The 16,478-nt window shown below is 70.8% G+C and carries 28 protein-coding genes; 1 reads left to right on the top strand and 27 read right to left on the bottom strand.

Going from position 1 to position 16,478, the window contains the following annotated elements; genetic code table 11:
• Positions 1-5 precede the first annotated feature (5 nt).
• The 3 genes from G5V58_RS02185 to G5V58_RS02175 all read right to left on the bottom strand — a co-directional run bounded on the left by G5V58_RS02185 (position 6) and on the right by G5V58_RS02175 (position 2,978).
• The gene (locus G5V58_RS02185) at positions 6-611 is read right to left on the bottom strand and encodes a TetR/AcrR family transcriptional regulator (protein WP_165228367.1); all 606 of its coding nucleotides are present in this window, start codon (positions 609-611) and stop codon (positions 6-8) included.
• A gap of 175 nt (positions 612-786) precedes the next feature.
• The gene (locus G5V58_RS02180) at positions 787-1,809 is read right to left on the bottom strand and encodes a phosphotransferase family protein (protein WP_165228365.1); all 1,023 of its coding nucleotides are present in this window, start codon (positions 1,807-1,809) and stop codon (positions 787-789) included.
• Positions 1,806-2,978: an acyl-CoA dehydrogenase family protein gene (locus G5V58_RS02175; protein ID WP_230487010.1), complete on the bottom strand. Its 1,173-nt coding sequence runs from the start codon at positions 2,976-2,978 to the stop codon at positions 1,806-1,808. The genes G5V58_RS02180 and G5V58_RS02175 overlap by 4 nt, the downstream gene beginning before the upstream one ends.
• Positions 2,979-3,030: 52 nt before the next feature.
• On the opposite strand from G5V58_RS02175, the gene G5V58_RS02170 reads away from it, so the two are divergent.
• The gene (locus tag G5V58_RS02170) at positions 3,031-3,606 is read left to right on the top strand and encodes a TetR/AcrR family transcriptional regulator (protein ID WP_165228363.1); all 576 of its coding nucleotides are present in this window, start codon (positions 3,031-3,033) and stop codon (positions 3,604-3,606) included.
• 15 nt (positions 3,607-3,621) lie between these two features.
• Here G5V58_RS02170 and map read toward each other — a convergent pair whose 3' ends face one another.
• The 24 genes from map to rpsJ all read right to left on the bottom strand — a co-directional run bounded on the left by map (position 3,622) and on the right by rpsJ (position 16,278).
• Positions 3,622-4,440 carry a type I methionyl aminopeptidase gene (map, locus tag G5V58_RS02165; RefSeq protein WP_165228361.1) on the bottom strand — a complete coding sequence of 273 codons (819 nt, stop codon included), beginning with the start codon at positions 4,438-4,440 and terminating at the stop codon, positions 3,622-3,624.
• Positions 4,441-4,459: 19 nt separating this feature from the next.
• Positions 4,460-5,035 (bottom strand): adenylate kinase, encoded by a 576-nt coding sequence (locus G5V58_RS02160; RefSeq protein WP_165228359.1) that lies wholly within the window; start codon positions 5,033-5,035, stop codon positions 4,460-4,462.
• A gap of 1 nt (position 5,036) precedes the next feature.
• A complete protein-coding gene (secY, locus tag G5V58_RS02155) occupies positions 5,037-6,332 on the bottom strand; it encodes a preprotein translocase subunit SecY (RefSeq protein ID WP_165228357.1) in 1,296 nt (431 codons plus the stop codon).
• A 119-nt stretch (positions 6,333-6,451) separates the two neighbouring features.
• Entirely contained in the window at positions 6,452-6,892 is a 441-nt protein-coding gene (gene rplO, locus G5V58_RS02150; protein WP_165228355.1) for a 50S ribosomal protein L15, read from the bottom strand.
• A gap of 1 nt (position 6,893) precedes the next feature.
• A complete protein-coding gene (rpmD, locus tag G5V58_RS02145; RefSeq protein WP_165228353.1) occupies positions 6,894-7,076 on the bottom strand; it encodes a 50S ribosomal protein L30 in 183 nt (60 codons plus the stop codon).
• Positions 7,076-7,696, bottom strand: coding sequence for a 30S ribosomal protein S5 (gene rpsE, locus G5V58_RS02140; protein WP_165228351.1), 621 nt, complete (start codon positions 7,694-7,696; stop codon positions 7,076-7,078). Before rpsE ends, rpmD begins: the two co-directional genes overlap by 1 nt.
• A 49-nt stretch (positions 7,697-7,745) precedes the next feature.
• Complete coding sequence (rplR, locus tag G5V58_RS02135; protein ID WP_165228349.1) at positions 7,746-8,129, bottom strand: 50S ribosomal protein L18; 384 nt, start codon at positions 8,127-8,129, stop codon at positions 7,746-7,748.
• 2 nt (positions 8,130-8,131) lie between these two features.
• A complete protein-coding gene (rplF, locus tag G5V58_RS02130; RefSeq protein ID WP_165228347.1) occupies positions 8,132-8,671 on the bottom strand; it encodes a 50S ribosomal protein L6 in 540 nt (179 codons plus the stop codon).
• 25 nt (positions 8,672-8,696) lie between these two features.
• Entirely contained in the window at positions 8,697-9,104 is a 408-nt protein-coding gene (rpsH, locus tag G5V58_RS02125; protein WP_165228345.1) for a 30S ribosomal protein S8, read from the bottom strand.
• 76 nt (positions 9,105-9,180) lie between these two features.
• On the bottom strand, positions 9,181-9,366 hold the full coding sequence (locus tag G5V58_RS02120) for a type Z 30S ribosomal protein S14 (RefSeq protein ID WP_011757321.1): 186 nt from the start codon (positions 9,364-9,366) through the stop codon (positions 9,181-9,183).
• A gap of 7 nt (positions 9,367-9,373) precedes the next feature.
• Positions 9,374-9,988, bottom strand: coding sequence for a 50S ribosomal protein L5 (rplE, locus tag G5V58_RS02115; protein ID WP_230487009.1), 615 nt, complete (start codon positions 9,986-9,988; stop codon positions 9,374-9,376).
• Positions 9,988-10,359, bottom strand: coding sequence for a 50S ribosomal protein L24 (rplX, locus tag G5V58_RS02110; RefSeq protein WP_165228343.1), 372 nt, complete (start codon positions 10,357-10,359; stop codon positions 9,988-9,990). Before rplX ends, rplE begins: the two co-directional genes overlap by 1 nt.
• Positions 10,359-10,727, bottom strand: coding sequence for a 50S ribosomal protein L14 (rplN, locus tag G5V58_RS02105; protein ID WP_165228341.1), 369 nt, complete (start codon positions 10,725-10,727; stop codon positions 10,359-10,361). Before rplN ends, rplX begins: the two co-directional genes overlap by 1 nt.
• Entirely contained in the window at positions 10,724-11,020 is a 297-nt protein-coding gene (rpsQ, locus tag G5V58_RS02100) for a 30S ribosomal protein S17 (protein WP_165228339.1), read from the bottom strand. The genes rplN and rpsQ overlap by 4 nt, the downstream gene beginning before the upstream one ends.
• A complete protein-coding gene (gene rpmC / locus G5V58_RS02095; RefSeq protein ID WP_165228337.1) occupies positions 11,017-11,274 on the bottom strand; it encodes a 50S ribosomal protein L29 in 258 nt (85 codons plus the stop codon). Before rpmC ends, rpsQ begins: the two co-directional genes overlap by 4 nt.
• Positions 11,274-11,693 carry a 50S ribosomal protein L16 gene (rplP, locus tag G5V58_RS02090; protein WP_165228335.1) on the bottom strand — a complete coding sequence of 140 codons (420 nt, stop codon included), beginning with the start codon at positions 11,691-11,693 and terminating at the stop codon, positions 11,274-11,276. The genes rpmC and rplP overlap by 1 nt, the downstream gene beginning before the upstream one ends.
• 3 nt (positions 11,694-11,696) lie before the next feature.
• The gene (rpsC, locus tag G5V58_RS02085; RefSeq protein WP_165228333.1) at positions 11,697-12,539 is read right to left on the bottom strand and encodes a 30S ribosomal protein S3; all 843 of its coding nucleotides are present in this window, start codon (positions 12,537-12,539) and stop codon (positions 11,697-11,699) included.
• Complete coding sequence (gene rplV / locus G5V58_RS02080) at positions 12,539-13,084, bottom strand: 50S ribosomal protein L22 (RefSeq protein WP_165228331.1); 546 nt, start codon at positions 13,082-13,084, stop codon at positions 12,539-12,541. The genes rpsC and rplV overlap by 1 nt, the downstream gene beginning before the upstream one ends.
• Complete coding sequence (gene rpsS, locus G5V58_RS02075; protein WP_165228329.1) at positions 13,081-13,362, bottom strand: 30S ribosomal protein S19; 282 nt, start codon at positions 13,360-13,362, stop codon at positions 13,081-13,083. The genes rplV and rpsS overlap by 4 nt, the downstream gene beginning before the upstream one ends.
• Positions 13,363-13,367: 5 nt before the next feature.
• A complete protein-coding gene (gene rplB / locus G5V58_RS02070) occupies positions 13,368-14,204 on the bottom strand; it encodes a 50S ribosomal protein L2 (RefSeq protein WP_165228327.1) in 837 nt (278 codons plus the stop codon).
• Entirely contained in the window at positions 14,204-14,509 is a 306-nt protein-coding gene (gene rplW, locus G5V58_RS02065) for a 50S ribosomal protein L23 (RefSeq protein WP_165228325.1), read from the bottom strand. Before rplW ends, rplB begins: the two co-directional genes overlap by 1 nt.
• The gene (gene rplD, locus G5V58_RS02060; RefSeq protein ID WP_165228323.1) at positions 14,506-15,291 is read right to left on the bottom strand and encodes a 50S ribosomal protein L4; all 786 of its coding nucleotides are present in this window, start codon (positions 15,289-15,291) and stop codon (positions 14,506-14,508) included. The genes rplW and rplD overlap by 4 nt, the downstream gene beginning before the upstream one ends.
• 2 nt (positions 15,292-15,293) lie before the next feature.
• A complete protein-coding gene (rplC, locus tag G5V58_RS02055) occupies positions 15,294-15,959 on the bottom strand; it encodes a 50S ribosomal protein L3 (RefSeq protein WP_165228321.1) in 666 nt (221 codons plus the stop codon).
• 10 nt (positions 15,960-15,969) lie between these two features.
• On the bottom strand, positions 15,970-16,278 hold the full coding sequence (gene rpsJ, locus G5V58_RS02050) for a 30S ribosomal protein S10 (protein WP_028650479.1): 309 nt from the start codon (positions 16,276-16,278) through the stop codon (positions 15,970-15,972).
• Between the last annotated feature and the right edge of the window lie 200 nt (positions 16,279-16,478).

The raw sequence follows: 16,478 nt of genomic DNA, 5'->3' as shown, positions 1-16,478 counted from the left end.
GTGGCTCAGCCAGCCGCGTGCGCGGCGGGCAGGATGATCTGGTCGATGACGCGGACGACGAGGTCCGCGGTGGGCGGCTCCCCCGAGAGGAGGAAGCGGTTCAGCACGATCCCGGCCAGGGCCGGCGCGAGCAGCTCGATGTCGACCTCGGGGCCGATCTCGCCGCGCCGCTGAGCGCGCTCGAACAGCGCGGTGGTGCCGGCGATCTTGGGGGCCAGCACCTCGCCGCGGAAGGCCGCGGCGAACTCCGGGTCGTGGCTGATCGCGGTGAGGATGGCGACGAAGCCGTCCACCTCCGGCTTGTCGGTCAGGCCCCCGACGCCGCAGAACGTCGCCAGCAGGTCGCCGCGCAGGCTGCCGGTGTCGGCGGCCTCCTCGTCGGGCCTGGGGTGGCCGTGCCCCTGGTGCAGGGCGTCCAGCACCAGCCGGGCCTTGGAGGTCCAGCGCCGGTAGAGCGTCGCCTTCGACGCCTTGGCGCGCTGGGCGACCGCGTCCATGGTGAGGCGGTCGTAGCCGACGTCGGCCAGCACGTCGAGGGCGGCCGTGAGGATCTCCGCCTCTCGGTCTCCCTCGACGCGCGGCCGGACGGCTGCGGTCTCGGTGGCGGTCATGCGGGGTGGTGCTCCCTGCTCTGGTGGTCCGGTGTGACGGTCGTCACGGATGAAACGAAACCGTTTCGTTTCATCCCGAACCGCGACCCGAGGAGGGATGTTCCGGGGTGGCACGAAGAGGGCGCGGTGGTCTAGACCCCACCTCTGGAAAGAGGGGCGCCGCCGCCGTCGCGGGTCAGCGGCCGAGCGCGTCCCGAGCCAGCTCGAGGAACGGCCCGACGGCCTCGCCGGCGGTGTCGAACCCGGGGCCGGACCCGCTGCCCGCGCGGGCGCGGTGGTCGATGCCGGCCGCGATGACGGCGATCTTGAGGCAGGCCAGGGCCCGGTGCGTCTCCCAGTCACGCAGGGGGACGCCGCCGGCGGCCTCGTACGCCGCGGCGAGGTCGGCCGGCGGCGGGAGCCGGTCGCTGGTCCAGGCCCCCGGCACACCGACGACCAGGTCGAAGGCCGGCTCGCGGTAGGCGCACATCACCGCGACGTCGGCCACCGGGTCGCCGAGCGCGGACAGCTCCCAGTCGAGGACGGCGGTGACCACCGGCTCGGGTCCGTCCAGGTCGAGCAGGGTGTTGTCGATGCGGTAGTCGCCGTGCAGGAGCGCGACGGCGTGCTGGGGCGGCACGGCGGCGCGCAGGCCGTCGACGACCTCGCGGGCCAGCGCCTCGTGCTCGGCGGTGCCGACGATCTCCCACTGACCGGACCAGCGGCGCAGCTGGCGCTCGGCGTAGGCATCCGCGCGGCCGAGGCCGGCCAGGCCGGCGGCCTCCAGGTCGACGTGGTGCAGGCGGACCAGGGTCTCCAGCAGCCGGTCGACAACGGCGGCGACGGTGGCGTCGTCCAGCCGGTCGAGGTCGTCGCGGCTCTGCACGGTCCGGCCGCGCACCCGCGCGGTGACCGCGAACGGCCCGCCCAGGAGGGTCTCGTCCTCGACCGCGACCACCGCCCGCGGCACCGGTACGCCGGAGCCGGCCAGCCCGGCGACGATGCGCAGCTCGCGCACCACGTCGTGGGCCGACGGGGTGCGCCCGGTGCGGGGCGGGGTCCGCAGCACCCAGTCCCGGACGCCGTCGGACATCCCGAAGGTCAGGTTGGAGCGACCCCCGGCGATCAGCTCGGCGCGCAGCGGTCCGGCCGGCTCCTCGCCGGCCCCGGCCATGGCCTGGGCGACGCCGGCCAGCTCCGCGCTGGAGAGCGCGGTCACGTCAGCTCGCGCACGGCCCGGCGGGCGAGCGACCAGCGGTGCACCTCCGAGGGGCCGTCGTAGATCCGGAACGGGCGCAGCTCGCGGGCGATCTTGGCCACCGGCAGGTCGGCGGCCACCCCGAGGCCGCCGCAGAGCTGGACCGAGCGGTCGGCGACGCGGCACAGCGCCTCGGCCGCGAAGGTCTTGGCGATCGAGGTGGCCTTGGACGCGCGGCCGCCGGCGTCGAGCTCGGCGCAGGCCTCGCGCAGCAGAGCGCGGGTGGCGGCCAGGTCGATCTCGTTGTCGGCGATGAGCTGCTGGGCCATCCCGAGGTCGGCCAGCCGGCCGCCGAAGGCCTGCCGGTCCGCGGCGTAGCGCACCGCGGTCTCGTGCGCGCGCTGCGCCGCCCCGGTCCAGCGCATCACGTGGGTCATCCGGGCGGGGCCGAGTCGGACCTGGGCGTAGCGGAAGCCCTCGTCGACCGCGCCGAGGACGTCGTCCTCCGGCACGAAGACGTCGGTGAAGGTGACGACGCAGTGGCCGCCGATCATCGAGCGGTCCATGGTCCGCAGGTGGCGCTCGACGACGAGCCCCTCGACGTCGCCCGGGGTCAGGAACATGGTGGCGCCGCCCGACTCCCCCGGCTCGCCGCTGGTGCGAGCCATGATGATGAAGGTGTCCGCGCCGTCCGCGCCGGTGATGAAGGCCTTGCGGCCGTTGATCCGCCAGCCGCCGTCGACCGGCTCGGCGCGCGTGGCCAGGGCGCCGGGATCGGCGCCCGCACCGGGCGACGGCTCGGTCATCGCGAAGGCCGAGCGGTGCCGGCCGCTGACGAGCGGGCGCAGGTAGCGCTCGCGCTGGGCCTCGGTGGCCACGTGCGCGAGCAGGTGGTGGTTGCCCTCGTCCGGGGCGTTGATGTTGAGCGCCGCCGGGCCGAACAGCGAGCGGCCCGCCGCCTCGAAGACCGGCGCCCGCTCGGTCATCGAGAGGCCGAGCCCGCCGTACTCCACCGGGCCGTGCGGCGTCAGCAGCCCCTCAGCTGCTGCTGCCGCCTGCAGGCGGGTGCGCAGCGCGTCGCCGCCGGCCGCCTCCACGTCCCCGTCGTGCTCGTCGTCGAGCGGCAGCACCTCGCGCCGCACGAACTCCTCGGTCCGCGCCACCAGCGCGTCCAGCTCCTGCTGCTCCACGGGCACGACACCTTTCACTGAGCGATCGCTTACTGAATGCTATCGTCGCCCCGTGCCGCGCACCAGCCGGGCCGAGCAGGCGGACGCGACCCGTGCCCGGATCCGCGACGCGGCCCTGGCCGCCTTCGCCGAGCGCGGCTTCCACGGCACCTCGACCCGCGAGATCGCCACCGCCTGCGGGCTCTCCCCCGCCGCGCTCTACGTGCACTACGCGAGCAAGGAGCAGGTCCTCCACGAGATCTCCCTGGCCGGGCACCGGGAGGTCCTGGGCCGGGTGCGCGAGTCCGTGGCCGGCCACGACGACGCCCGGCAGCGACTGCGGGCCCTGGTGTCCGCCTACGTCGCCTTCCACGCCGAGCGGGCGACGCTGGCCCGGGTCATCAACTACGAGCTGGCCGCCCTCGCCGAGGACCACCGTCTAGAGGTGGAGGCCGTGCGCCGCGACATCGACGAGGTGCTGCGCGCGGGGCTGGCCCCGTTCACCGCCGTCGACACGCGCACCGCCGCGGTGGCCCTGGAGTCCCTCGGGATCGACATCGCGCGGTGGTACCGACCCGGCGGCCGCTGGACCCCGCAGACCCTCGCGGCGTCGTACGTCGACCTGGCCGTGCGGATGGTCGGCGCCTAGGGGGTGTTGACCAACTCAGCGCCCGCCGTACGGCACGCCGAGCGCGGTGAGCGCGGCCTCGCCGCCGTCGAGCGCGGTGAGCACCCAGACGCCGTCCTCGGTCAGGGCGAAGGTGTGCTCGCAGTGCGCGGCCCAGGAGCCGTCGGCGGTGACGACGGTCCAGTCGTCGTCGAGCAGGACGGTCTCGTGGGTGCCCAGGGTGACCATGGGCTCCACGGCCAGGGCGATGCCCGGGACGAGGCGGGCGCCGCGGCCGGGTCGGCCGGTGTTGGGCACGTCGGGCGGCTGGTGCATGGCGGTGCCGATGCCGTGACCGGTGTAGTCCTCGAGCACGCCGTAGTCGCCCGCGGCGCGCAGTGAGCCCTCGACGGCGGCGGAGACGTCGCCGACCCGGCCGCCGTCGCGGACGGCGGCGATGCCCGCCCACAGGGCGGCCTCGGTGTCGGCGATGAGCGCGGTGAGCTCGGTGGGGACCGGACCGACCGGCACGGTGATGGCGGCGTCGCCGTGCCAGCCGTCGACGATGGCACCGCAGTCGAGGGAGACCAGGTCGCCCTCGCGCAGCTCGCGGTCGCCGGGGATCCCGTGCACCACCTCGTCGTTGACCGAGGCGCAGATCGAGGCCGGGAAGCCCTGGTAGCCCAGGAACGACGGTGACGCGCCGGCCGAGCGGATGGCGTCCTCGGCGATCGCGTCGAGCTCGCGGGTGGTGACCCCGGGGCGCACCGCGCCGCGCAGCACCTCGAGGGTGCGCCCGACCACCAGGCCGGCCCGGCGCATCAGGTCGACCTGCTCGGGCGTCTTGATCTCGACGCCGCGGTCCTTCCAGCCCATCAGAGGCTCACCGGACGGCCTAGGACTCGGGGACGACGTCCAGCGCGTCGAAGATCCGCTGGGTGACCTCGGCGACCTCACCCATGCCGTCGACCTCGATGAGCAGCCCGCGCTCACGGTAGATGTCGATGAGCGGCGCGGTCTCCGCGGCGTACACCTCCTGGCGGCGGCGCACCACGTCCTCGGTGTCGTCGGCGCGACCCTCGACCTGGGCGCGCTGGAGCAGTCGCTCCACGATCTCGTCCTGGTCGCAGGCGAGCACGACGACCGCGTCGAGGCGGTGACCGGTGAAGGCGATCATCCCGTCGAGCTCGTCCACCTGGGAGAGCGTGCGGGGGTAGCCGTCGAGCAGGAAGCCGTTGACCGCGTCGGGCTCGTCGATCCGGTCGCGGACCATCCGGTTGGTGACCTCGTCCGGGACGTACTCGCCCTTGTCCATGTAGGACTTGGCCTCGACACCCAGGGGCGTGCCCTGGGAGACGTTGGCCCGGAAGATGTCGCCGGTCGAGATCGCCGGGATCTTGAAGTGCTCGGCGATGAACTTGGCCTGGGTCCCCTTGCCCGCTCCAGGCGGGCCCATGATCAGCAGACGCATCTCAGCGCAGGAATCCTTCGTAGTTGCGCTGCTGGAGCTGGCTCTCGATCTGCTTCACGGTGTCCAGGGCGACGCCGACCATGATGAGGATGGACGTGCCACCGAACGGGAAGTTCTGGTTCGCGTTGACCAGCACGAGGGCGATCAGCGGGATCAGGGCGATCAGACCGAGGTACAGCGCGCCCGGCAGCGTGATGCGGGACAGGACGTAGGACAGGTAGTCCTCGGTCGGCTTGCCCGCCCGGATCCCGGGGATGAAGCCGCCGTACTTCTTCATGTTGTCGGCCACCTCTTGCGGGTTGAAGGTGATCGAGACGTAGAAGTAGGTGAAGAAGACGATGAGCAGGAAGAACGTGAGCATGTACAGCGGGTGGTTGCCGCGCACGAGGTAGTTGTTGATGAAGCGCACCCACGCGGTGTCGCTGGTCTGGTTGAACTGCGCGGCCATGGCCGGCAGGTAGAGCAGCGAGGAGGCGAAGATGACCGGGATGACGCCGGCCTGGTTCACCTTGAGCGGGATGTAGGTCGAGCTGCCGCCGAACATCTTGCGACCGACCATCCGGCGGGCGTACTGCACCGGGATGCGGCGCTGGGCCTGCTCGATGAAGATGACCGCGGCCACGATGACCAGACCGATGGCCAGCACGAGGGTGAAGGTCCACCAGCCCTTCTGCTGACCGACCTGCCACATGGTGGTCGGGAAGGTGGCGATGACCTGCGTGAAGATCAGGATCGACATGCCGTTGCCCACGCCGCGCTCGGTGATGAGCTCGCCGAGCCACATGATGACGGCGGTTCCGGCGGTCATGGTGATGACCATGACCAGGAAGGTCTGGGTGCCGTTGTCGACCAGGAGCGGCGACTGGCAGCCCTGGAGCAGGTTGCCCGAGCGGGCCAGCGCCACGATGCCGGTCGCCTGGAGCAGCGCCAGGCCCAGCGTGAGGTAGCGGGTGTACTGCGTGATCTTGGTCTGGCCGGACTGGCCCTCCTTCTTGAGGGCCTCCAGGCGCGGGATCACGACCACCAGCAGCTGCAGGATGATGCTCGCCGTGATGTAGGGCATGATCCCCAGCGCGAAGATCGTCAGCTGGAGCAGCGCGCCGCCGGAGAACAGGTTGATCAGGTTGTAGATGCCCTGGTTGTCGATGTCGTTGATGCACGACTGGACGTTGGCCACGTCCACACCCGGAGCGGGGATCTGCGACCCGGCCCGGAAGACCACGATGATCCCCAGGACGAACAACAGCTTGCGCCGCAGGTCCGGTGTCCGGAAGGCGTTCGCGAACGCGGTCAGCACGGGTCTACCTCTGTTCCTGTTCAGCCAGTGGCTCCGACCGCGAGACGCGGCCGGAGCACCACGGCAGCCTAACCCAGCGGGTCCTCAGGTCCCGCACAGAGACCCGAGGGGCACAACGGTCAGGCGACGGTGACGGTTCCGCCTGCGGCCTCGATCTTCTCCTTGGCGGACGCCGAGAACGCCTGGGCGGTGACGTCGACCTTGACCGACACCTCGCCCTGGCCGAGCACCTTGACCGGGTGCCCGTCGCGGACCGCGCCCTTGGCGATCAGCGTGTCGACGTCGACGGTGCCGCCGTCGGGGAACAGCTCGGAGAGCCGGTCGAGGTTGACGACCTGGAAGGTCACCTTGAACGGGTTCTTGAAGCCCTTCAGCTTCGGCAGCCGCATGTGGATCGGCATCTGGCCGCCCTCGAACCCCGCGGGGGTGTTCTTGCGCGCGCCGGTGCCCTTGGTGCCGCGACCGGCGGTCTTGCCCTTCGAGGCCTCACCGCGACCCACACGGGTCTTGGCGGTCTTGGCGCCCGGGGCCGGGCGCAGGTGGTGGAGCTTGAGCGTCATGTCAGTCGACCTCCTCGACCGTCACCAGGTGACGGACGGTGTGGACCATGCCCCGGATCTCCGGGCGGTCCTCCTTGACGACCACGTCACCGATCCGCTTGAGGCCGAGGGTGCGCAGCGTCTCGCGCTGGTTGGCCTTGCAGCCGATGGTGGACTTCTTCTGCTGGACCTTGAGCTGCGCCATCAGGACGACACCTCCGCCGTCGCTGCCGGCTGCTCGGCCCGCGCCTTGAGCAGCGCCGCCGGGGCGACGTCCTCGACCGGGAGGCCACGACGGGCCGCGACGGCCTCGGGCTGCTCCAGCATGCGGAGCGCCTCGACGGTGGCGTGGACGATGTTGATCTGGTTCGACGACCCGAGCGACTTGCTCAGGATGTCGTGGATGCCGGCGCACTCGAGCACCGCACGCACCGGGCCACCGGCGATGACGCCGGTACCGGGAGCGGCCGGGCGCAGCATGACCACGCCGGCGGCCTTCTCACCCTGGACGGGGTGCGGGATGGTGCCCTGGATGCGCGGCACGCGGAAGAAGTGCTTCTTGGCCTCCTCCACGCCCTTGGCGATGGCGGCCGGCACCTCCTTGGCCTTGCCGTAGCCGACGCCGACCATGCCGTCGCCGTCGCCGACGACCACGAGGGCCGTGAAGCTGAAGCGGCGACCGCCCTTGACGACCTTGGCGACGCGGTTGATCGCGACCACGCGCTCGACGTAGGCGTTCTTGTCGGCGCCCTGGCCGCGACGGTCGTCGCGACCGCCGCGCCGGTCGCCGCCGCCGCGGTTGCCGCCGCGCTGGGATCCGCTCATGACTGGGTCTCCATCTCGATGTACGTCGTGTGGGTGCTGGAGAGGGACATCAGAACTCCAGCCCACCCTCGCGGGCGCCGTCGGCCAGCGCGGCCACGCGGCCGTGGTAGCGGTTGCCGGCGCGGTCGAAGACGACCCCGTCGATGCCCGCGGCCTTGGCCCGCTCGGCGACCTTGCCGCCGACCAGCTTGGCCTTCTCGGTCTTGTCCGCCGAGGTCGAGCGCAGCTCGGCCTCCATGGTCGAGGCGTAGGCCAGCGTCTTGCCGACCGCGTCGTCGACCACCTGGGCGGTGATGTGCTTGGACGAGCGGGTGATGACCAGGCGCGGACGCTCGGCGGTGCCGGCGACCTTCTTGCGGCCCCGCGCCTGACGGCGCAGGCGCGAACGCACCCGACTCGCGGTGTGCTTGTGCTGCTTGAGGGAGATCGCCATGGTCACTTACCAGCCTTTCCGACCTTGCGTCGGACGTGCTCGCCGGCGTACCGGACGCCCTTGCCCTTGTAGGGCTCGGGCTTGCGGAGCTTGCGGATGTTGGCGGCCACCTCGCCGACGAGCTGCTTGTCGATGCCCTGCACGCCGAAGCGCGTGGGGTTCTCGACCGCGAAGGTGATGCCGTCGGGAGCGTTGAAGACGATCGGGTGGCTGTAGCCGAGCTGGAACTCCAGCTGGGTCGGGCCCTTGGACAGGACCCGGTAGCCGACGCCGACGATCTCGAGGCGCTTCTCGTAGCCGTCGGTGACGCCGACGACCATGTTGTTGACGAGGGTCCGGGTCAGCCCGTGCAGGGACTTGCTGACCCGCTCGTCGTCGGGGCGCTTGACGTCCAGGACGCCCTCGCCCTTCTCCACGGTGATGGGAGCGGCGACGGTGTGCGACAGGGTGCCCTTGGGGCCCTTGACGGTCACGACCGCGCCGTCGATCTGCACGTCCACGCCCGAGGGGACCGGGACGGGGAGCTTGCCGATGCGCGACATTGCGTTCTTCCTCCTGGTCTCTTCGTCACCAGACGTAGGCGAGGACTTCCCCACCCACGCCCTTCGAGTTGGCCTGACGGTCGGTCAGCAGGCCCTGGCTGGTCGAGATGATCGCGACGCCGAGGCCGCCGAGCACCTTGGGCAGGCCGGTGTGCTTGGCGTAGACCCGCAGGCCGGGCTTGCTGATGCGGCGCACGCCCGCGATCGAGCGCTCCCGGTTGCGGCCGTACTTCAAGGTGATGGTCAGCTTCTTCTGGACCTCACCCTCGTCCGGGTCCTGCACGACGAAGGAGGTGATGTAGCCCTCCTGCTGCAGGATCTCGGCGACACCCTCCTTGATCTTGCTGTGCGGCATCGTCACGGAGTCGTGGTAGGCCTGGTTGGCGTTGCGCAGACGGGTGAGCATGTCTGCGATCGGGTCGGTCATCGTCATGGTGTGTGGTGTTCCTTCTCGCCTGGTTTCCGGGGCTGCGTGCACCGGACCTCTGACGGTGGTGGGTGTGGTTGCTCTACCAGCTCGACTTGGTCACGCCGGGCAGCTCGCCGCGGTGGGCCATCTCGCGCAGGCAGATCCGGCACAGGCCGAACTTGCGGTAGACGGCCTTGGGCCGGCCGCAGCGCTGGCAGCGGGTGTAGCCGCGGACCGCGAACTTGGGCTTGCGGGCCGCCTTGACCTTGAGTGCAGTCTTCGCCATGTCGTCCTCAGCGCTCCTGGAAGGGGAAACCGAGGTGCTTGAGGAGCGCCCGGCCCTGGTCGTCGGTGGTCGCCGTGGTCACGATCGTGATGTCCATGCCGCGGCTGCGGTCGATCCGGTCCTGGTCGATCTCGTGGAACATGACCTGCTCGGTCAGACCGAAGGTGTAGTTGCCCTGGCCGTCGAACTGCCGCGGCGAGAGGCCACGGAAGTCGCGGATGCGGGGCAGCGCCAGCGACAGCAGGCGGTCCAGGAACTCCCACATCCGGTCGCCGCGCAGCGTGGTGTGCGCGCCGATCGGCATGCCCTCGCGCAGCTTGAACTGCGCGATGGACTTGCGGGCCTTGGTCACCAGCGGCTTCTGGCCGGTGATCGCGGTGAGGTCCTTGACGGCGCCCTCGATCAGCTTGGAGTCGCGAGCGGCCTCGCCCACGCCCATGTTGACCACGATCTTGACCAGGCCGGGGACCTGCATCACGTTCGCGATGTCGAACTCCTGGCGCAGCGCCGGGAGGATCTCCTCGCGGTAGCGCACCTTGAGGCGCGGGGTCTCCGGAGCCGACGACGCCGGGCGCGCCGGGCGCGCCGGGGCCTCGGTGGTCTCGTCAACAGTCTCGGTCATCAGATGTCCTTGCCGGTCTTGCGGGAAACGCGGACGCTGCGCTCGGCGGCGTACGTCGAGCCGTCGGGCCGGCGCTTGGTCACCTCGTCGCGGCGGAAGCCGACCCGGGTGACGCCCTTGCCGTCGACCAGCATCACGTTGGAGATGTGGATCGGGGCCTCAGCCGTGATGATCCCGCCGGTGGTGCCGGCGCGACCGCCCTGGTTGACGACCTTGGTGTGGCGCTTGACGCGGTTGACGCCCTCGACGACCACCCGCTGCTCCTCGCGGAGCACCTGGATGACCTTGCCCTCGGCGCCCTTGTCACGGCCGGCGATCACCTTGACGGTGTCGCCCTTCTTGAGGTTGAGGCCCTTCGGAGCCTTCGCCATCACAGCACCTCCGGTGCGAGCGAGATGATCTTCATGAACCGCTTGTCGCGCAGCTCGCGGCCCACGGGGCCGAAGATGCGCGTGCCGCGCGGCTCGCCGTCCTGGCGCAGGATCACCGCGGCGTTCTCGTCGAACTTGATGTAGGACCCGTCGGGCCGGCGGCGCTCCTTGCGGGTGCGCACGACGACCGCCTTGACGACGTCGCCCTTCTTGACGTTGCCGCCCGGGATCGCGTCCTTGACCGTGGCCACGATGGTGTCACCGATGCCGGCGTAGCGCCGACCGGAGCCACCGAGGACCCGGATGCACAGGATCTCCTTGGCGCCGGTGTTGTCGGCGACCTTGAGGCGGGACTCTTGCTGGATCACTTGGCCTTCTCCAGAACCTGAACGACGCGCCAGCGCTTGGTGGCGGACAGCGGCCGGGTCTCCATGAGGAGGACGCGGTCACCGATGCCGCACTCGTTCTGCTCGTCGTGGGCCTTGAGCCGCGAGGTCTGGCGGAGCACCTTGCCGTACAGGGCGTGCTTCACCCGGTCCTCGACGGCCACGACCACGGTCTTGTCCATCTTGTCGCTGACCACGAGACCCTCGCGGACCTTGCGGCTGTGGCGCTCCGCGGTGGCCGGCGCGTTCCCGGTCTCAGTCGATTCAGTGCTCACGCGGCACCGTCCTCGCTCTTGTTGTCGTCGTCGTGGCCCGGGGTGGTCCGGATGCCGAGCTCGCGCTCACGCACCACGGTGTAGATCCGGGCGATGTCCTTCTTGACCGTGCGGAGCCGGCCGTGGCTCTCCAGCTGGCCGGTGGCGGCCTGGAAGCGCAGGTTGAACAGCTCCTCCTTGGCCTCGCGCAGCTTCTGCTCGAGGTCGACGTCGTTCATCTCGTCGAGCTCGTGGGCCTTGGTCCCAGCAGCCATCAGAACTCACCAGCCTCTCGGGTGATGAAGCGGCACTTCATCGGCAGCTTGTGCATCGCGCGGCGCATCGCCTCGCGGGCCACGGTCTCGTCGACGCCCGAGAGCTCGAACATGACGCGGCCGGCCTTGACGTTGGCGATCCACCACTCCGGCGAGCCCTTGCCGGAGCCCATGCGGGTCTCGGCCGGCTTCTTGGTCAGCGGACGGTCGGGGTAGATGTTGATCCACACCTTGCCGCCACGCTTGATGTGGCGGGTCATGGCGATACGAGCGGACTCGATCTGGCGGTTGGTGACGTAGTGGCCCTCGATCGCCTGGATCCCGAACTCGCCGAACGCCAGGCGCGTGCCGCCCTTGGCGGCACCGGTCCGCTTGGGGTGGTGCTGCTTGCGGTGCTTGAGTCGACGCGGCATCAGCATGGCTCAGCCCTCGCTTCCACTGGTCTCGGCCGGGGCGGCGGCCGGGGCGGTCTCGCCGCCGGCCGGGGCCTCGGTCGCGGCCGGGGCGTCGCCGCCACGGTCGTTGCGGGTCGGGCGCGAGCCGCGGCTCGGGCGGTCGCCCGCGCCACCGCGCTGCGGCCGGCCGCCACGGCCGGGGACGCCGGCGCGGGCCGCGGCCTGCGCCTGGCGCTCGGCCCGGGAGCCGGCGACCTCGCCCTTGTAGATCCAGACCTTCACACCGATGCGGCCGAAGGTCGTGCGGGCCTCGTAGAAGCCGTAGTCGATGTCCGCGCGCAGCGTGTGCAGGGGCACGCGGCCCTCGCGGTAGAACTCGGTGCGCGACATCTCGGCGCCGTTGAGGCGACCCGAGCACTGGATCCGGATGCCCTTGGCACCCGAGCGCATCGTGGTCTGCATCGCCTTGCGCATGGCCCGGCGGAACTGCACGCGGCCGGACAGCTGCTCGGCCACGCCCTGCGCGACCAGCTGGGCGTCGACCTCGGGGTTCTTGACCTCGAGGATGTTCAGCTGGACCTGCTTGCCGGTGAGCTTCTCCAGCTCGCCGCGGATGCGGTCGGCCTCGGCGCCGCGCCGGCCGATCACGATGCCCGGACGCGCGGTGTGGATGTCCACCCGGACGCGGTCGCGGGTGCGCTCGATCTCGACCTTGGCGATGCCGGCCCGCTCCATGCCCTTGGAGAGCAGCTTGCGGATGGCGACGTCCTCACCGACGTAGCTCTTGTAGAGCTTGTCGGCGTACCAGCGGGACTTGTGGTCGGTGGAGATGCCGAGCCGGAACCCGTTCGGGTTGATCTTCTGGCCCATCAGGCATCCTCTCCAGTCGTCTCGGTCGCAGCCTTCTTGGCGGCGGCCTTCTTGGTGGTGGTCTTCTTGGCTGCGGGGGCCTCGGCCGCCTTCTTGCTCGCGGTCTTCTTGGCCGCGGCCTTCTTGGCGGGCCTCTCGACCACCGGCGCCGGCGCGGCCGGCTCGAGGACGAGGGTGATGTGGCTGGTCCGCTTGTTGATGCGGGTCGCCCGGCCCTGGGCACGGGGGCGCCAGCGCTTCATCGTCGGGCCCTCGTCGACCTGCGCCACCGACACGACCAGGTTCTGGGTGTCGAGGCCCTCGGTGGTCTCGGCGTTGGCGACGGCGCTGCGCAGGACCTTGTGCACGGTCTCGGCGGCCGCCTGCGGGGCGAACGCGAGGGTGGCCAGGGCCTGGTTGACCGGCAGGCCGCGGACCAGGTCGACGACCCGGCGCGCCTTCAGCGGCGTCACCCGCACGTAGCGGGCGCTGGCGAAGGCGCCGGGACGGTCGCCCAGCAGCGAGTCGCGGCGGGCGCTGGTGCGCTGGCGCTCAGCGGTGCTCATCGACGACGTCCCTTCCGGTCTTCCTTGACGTGACCGCGGTAGGTGCGGGTGGGCGCGAACTCGCCGAGCTTGTGGCCCACCATGGAGTCGGTCACGAAGACCGGCACGTGCTTGCGGCCGTCGTGGACGGCGATGGTGTGCCCGATCATGTCCGGCACGATCATCGACCGGCGCGACCAGGTCTTGATGACGTTGTGGCTGCCCTTGTCGTTCTCCGCGTCCACCTTCTTCTGCAGGTGGTCGTCGACGAAGGGGCCCTTCTTCAGGCTGCGAGGCATGTCGGTTACTTCCTACCCTTGCCGGTACGGCGGCGACGGATGATCTGGCTGTCGGAGGACTTGCGCTTGCGCGTGCGGCCCTCGGGCTTGCCCCACGGCGAGACCGGGTGACGGCCACCGGAGGTCTTGCCCTCGCCACCGCCGTGCGGGTGGTCGACCGGGTTCATGACGACACCGCGGACGGTCGGGCGCTTGCCCTTCCAGCGCATGCGGCCGGCCTTGCCCCAGTTGATGTTGGACTGCTCGGCGTTGCCGACCTCGCCGATGGTGGCGCGGCAGCGCACGTCGACGAAGCGCATCTCGCCCGAGGGCATGCGCAGCGTCGCGCGCGAGCCCTCGCGGGCCACGAGCTGGGCGCTCATGCCGGCCGAGCGGGCGATCTTGGCCCCGCCGCCGGGACGCAGCTCGATCGCGTGGATCGTCGTGCCGACCGGGATGTGGCGCAGCGGCAGGTTGTTGCCCACCTTGATGTCGGCGTTGGCGCCGGACTCCACCACGGTGCCCTGCGCCAGGTTGCGCGGCGCGATGATGTAGCGCTTCTCGCCGTCGGCGTAGTGCAGCAGCGCGATGCGGGCGGTGCGGTTGGGGTCGTACTCGATGTGCGCGACCTTGGCCGGGACGCCGTCCTTGTCGTAGCGACGGAAGTCGATGATCCGGTAGGCCCGCTTGTGGCCACCACCCTGGTGACGGGTGGTGATCCGGCCCTGGTTGTTGCGGCCGCCCTTCTTGGGCAGCGGCTTGGTCAGGGACTTCTCCGGGGTGGTCCGGGTGATCTCGACGAAGTCGGCGACCGACGAGCCGCGACGGCCCGGGGTGGTCGGCTTGTACTTGCGAATGGCCATCAGGAAACCGGTCCTCCGAAGATGTCGATGCGGTGGCCCTCGGCGAGGCTGACGACGGCGCGCTTGGTGTCCTTGCGCTTGCCCAGCCCGTTGCGGGTCCGCCGCGTCTTGCCCGGGCGGTTGAGGGTGTTGACCGAGGTCACCTTGACGCCGAACACCTTCTCCACCGCGATCTTGATCTCGGTCTTGTTGGCGTCGGGGTGCACCAGGAAGGTGTACTTGTTGGCGTCGAGGAGGCTGTAGCTCTTCTCGGAGACGACCGGCGCGATGAGCACGTCGCGGTGGTCCTTGTGCAGGGTGCTCACTCGGAGGCCTCCTCAGCGTCGTCGGCCTGGGCCGGCTTGTCCGCAGCCGTCTTCTTCGCGGCGGTCTTCTTGGCGGCGGCCTTCTTGGCCGGCTTCTCCGCCGGCGCCTCGCTCTGCTCGGCACCGGCGGCCACGGCGTCGTCGGCCGGGGCCTGGGTAACCGTCGCCGGGCGGTCGCTCGAGCTGGCCGTGCCGCCCACGAACGCGTCGAACGCGCCGCGGGTGAAGACCACGTCGTCGGAGGCGACCACGTCGTAGGTGTTGAGCTGGTCGACGGCCACGATGTGCACGCCGCGGGCGTTGCGCAGCGAGAGCCAGGTGACGGCGTCGGTGCGCTCGAGGACCACGAGGAACCGCGAGCGCTCGCTCAGCGCCACCAGCGCGGCCAGCGCGGCCTTGGTGGACGGGGCGTCGCCCAGGCCGAAGCCGTCGACGACGTGGACCCGGTCCTCACGCGCCCGGTCGGAGAGGGCACCGCGCAGGGCGGCGGCCTTCATCTTCTTGGGGGTGCGCTGGTCGTAGCTGCGCGGCTGCGGGCCGTGGACGACGCCACCGCCGGCGAACTGCGGGGCGCGGGTCGAGCCCTGGCGGGCGCGGCCGGTGCCCTTCTGCTTGTAGGGCTTCTTGCCACCGCCGCGGACCTCGCCGCGGGTCTTGGTGGCGGCGGTGCCCTGGCGCGCAGCGGCCTGCTGGGCCACGACGACCTGGTGGATCAGCGGGATGTTGACCTCGACGTCGAAGATCTCGGCGGGGAGGTCGACGTTGCTCTTGGTGGCAGCCATGCTCAGGCCTCCTCGGTGGTCTTCTTGGCCGCGGAGCGGAGCACGACGAGGCTGCCCTTGGGGCCGGGGACGGCGCCCTTGATGAGGATCAGACCCTTGTCGGCGTCCACCGCGTGCACGGTGAGGTTCTGGGTGGTGACCGTGTCGCCGCCCATCCGGCCGGCCATCCGGGTGCCCTTGAAGACACGACCCGGGGTGGCGCAGGCGCCGATGGAGCCCGGCTTGCGGTGGTTGCGGTGGGCACCGTGCGAGGCGGAGACGCCGGAGAAGCCGTGGCGCTTCATGCCACCGGCGAAGCCCTTGCCCTTGCTGGTGCCGGTCACGTCGATCTCCTCGCCGGCGGCGAAGGTGTCGACCGGGAGCTCCTGGCCGACGGTGAACTCACCGGCGGACAGAGTGCGGATCTCGACCAGGTGGCGGCGCGGCGTGGTGCCGGCCGTCGTGAACTGGCCGGCCTGCGGCTTGGTGACCTTGCGACCGTCGATCTCGCCGTACCCGACCTGGATGGCGTTGTAGCCGTCCTTCTCGGGGGTGCGGATCTGGGTCACGACGTTGGTGTCGGCCGCGATGACGGTGACGGGGACGATGCGGTTGTTCTCGTCCCACAGCTGGGTCATGCCGAGCTTGGTGCCCAGCAGCCCCTTCACGGTGCGTTCGGTGGTGGTCATCTCTCGAACCTCAGAGCTTGATCTCGATGTCGACACCCGCCGGCAGGTCGAGACGCATGAGCGAGTCGACCGTCTTCGGCGTGGGGTCGAGGATGTCGATGAGCCGCTTGTGGGTGCGCATCTCGAAGTGCTCGCGCGAGTCCTTGTACTTGTGCGGCGAGCGGATGACGCAGTACACGTTCTTCTCCGTCGGCAGCGGCACCGGGCCGGCGACGCGGGCACCCGTGCGGGTGACGGTGTCCACGATCTTGCGCGCCGAGGTGTCGATCACCTCGTGGTCATAGGCCTTGAGCCTGATGCGGATCTTCTGTCCCGCCACGCTCGTCTCCGTCCTTCTCGTCTGCGCTGCTGTCTGGGGTGCTGCTGGGTCCTGGTGCTGCTCCGCCTCACTCCGCACCGACCCCCGCGGTCGGGCGTGTCGCACTGTTTTCCGTGCGGCACGGACCGGGATCCGTGTGCTTGTCGTGTGGCGCCCGGCGCAACGTCCGGGCTGATCGGGTCTCCTGGTGCGGTGCGGAC

This window comes from Nocardioides anomalus (assembly GCF_011046535.1).
Lineage (GTDB): Bacteria > Actinomycetota > Actinomycetes > Propionibacteriales > Nocardioidaceae > Nocardioides > Nocardioides anomalus.
This window is presented reverse-complemented; position numbering and strand designations above follow the sequence as displayed.

Bases quoted from the DNA above. Each gene is read 5' to 3' on its own strand.
- G5V58_RS02185 (WP_165228367.1), bottom strand. From the start codon at position 611: ATGACCGCCACCGAGACCGCAGCCGTCCGGCCGCGCGTCGAGGGAGAC.
- map (WP_165228361.1), bottom strand. From the start codon at position 4,440: ATGGGCTGGAAGGACCGCGGCGTCGAGATCAAGACGCCCGAGCAGGTC.
- G5V58_RS02160 (WP_165228359.1), bottom strand. From the start codon at position 5,035: ATGCGTCTGCTGATCATGGGCCCGCCTGGAGCGGGCAAGGGGACCCAG.
- rplO (WP_165228355.1), bottom strand. From the start codon at position 6,892: ATGACGCTCAAGCTCCACCACCTGCGCCCGGCCCCGGGCGCCAAGACC.
- rpmD (WP_165228353.1), bottom strand. From the start codon at position 7,076: ATGGCGCAGCTCAAGGTCCAGCAGAAGAAGTCCACCATCGGCTGCAAG.
- rpsE (WP_165228351.1), bottom strand. From the start codon at position 7,696: ATGAGCGGATCCCAGCGCGGCGGCAACCGCGGCGGCGGCGACCGGCGC.
- rplR (WP_165228349.1), bottom strand. From the start codon at position 8,129: ATGGCGATCTCCCTCAAGCAGCACAAGCACACCGCGAGTCGGGTGCGT.
- rplF (WP_165228347.1), bottom strand. From the start codon at position 8,671: ATGTCGCGCATCGGCAAGCTCCCCGTCCCGGTCCCCTCGGGCGTGGAC.
- rpsH (WP_165228345.1), bottom strand. From the start codon at position 9,104: ATGACGATGACCGACCCGATCGCAGACATGCTCACCCGTCTGCGCAAC.
- G5V58_RS02120 (WP_011757321.1), bottom strand. From the start codon at position 9,366: ATGGCGAAGACTGCACTCAAGGTCAAGGCGGCCCGCAAGCCCAAGTTC.
- rplE (WP_230487009.1), bottom strand. From the start codon at position 9,988: ATGACCGAGACTGTTGACGAGACCACCGAGGCCCCGGCGCGCCCGGCG.
- rplX (WP_165228343.1), bottom strand. From the start codon at position 10,359: ATGGCGAAGGCTCCGAAGGGCCTCAACCTCAAGAAGGGCGACACCGTC.
- rpmC (WP_165228337.1), bottom strand. From the start codon at position 11,274: ATGGCTGCTGGGACCAAGGCCCACGAGCTCGACGAGATGAACGACGTC.
- rplP (WP_165228335.1), bottom strand. From the start codon at position 11,693: ATGCTGATGCCGCGTCGACTCAAGCACCGCAAGCAGCACCACCCCAAG.
- rpsC (WP_165228333.1), bottom strand. From the start codon at position 12,539: ATGGGCCAGAAGATCAACCCGAACGGGTTCCGGCTCGGCATCTCCACC.
- rplV (WP_165228331.1), bottom strand. From the start codon at position 13,084: ATGAGCACCGCTGAGCGCCAGCGCACCAGCGCCCGCCGCGACTCGCTG.
- rpsS (WP_165228329.1), bottom strand. From the start codon at position 13,362: ATGCCTCGCAGCCTGAAGAAGGGCCCCTTCGTCGACGACCACCTGCAG.
- rplB (WP_165228327.1), bottom strand. From the start codon at position 14,204: ATGGCCATTCGCAAGTACAAGCCGACCACCCCGGGCCGTCGCGGCTCG.
- rplD (WP_165228323.1), bottom strand. From the start codon at position 15,291: ATGGCTGCCACCAAGAGCAACGTCGACCTCCCCGCCGAGATCTTCGAC.
- rplC (WP_165228321.1), bottom strand. From the start codon at position 15,959: ATGACCACCACCGAACGCACCGTGAAGGGGCTGCTGGGCACCAAGCTC.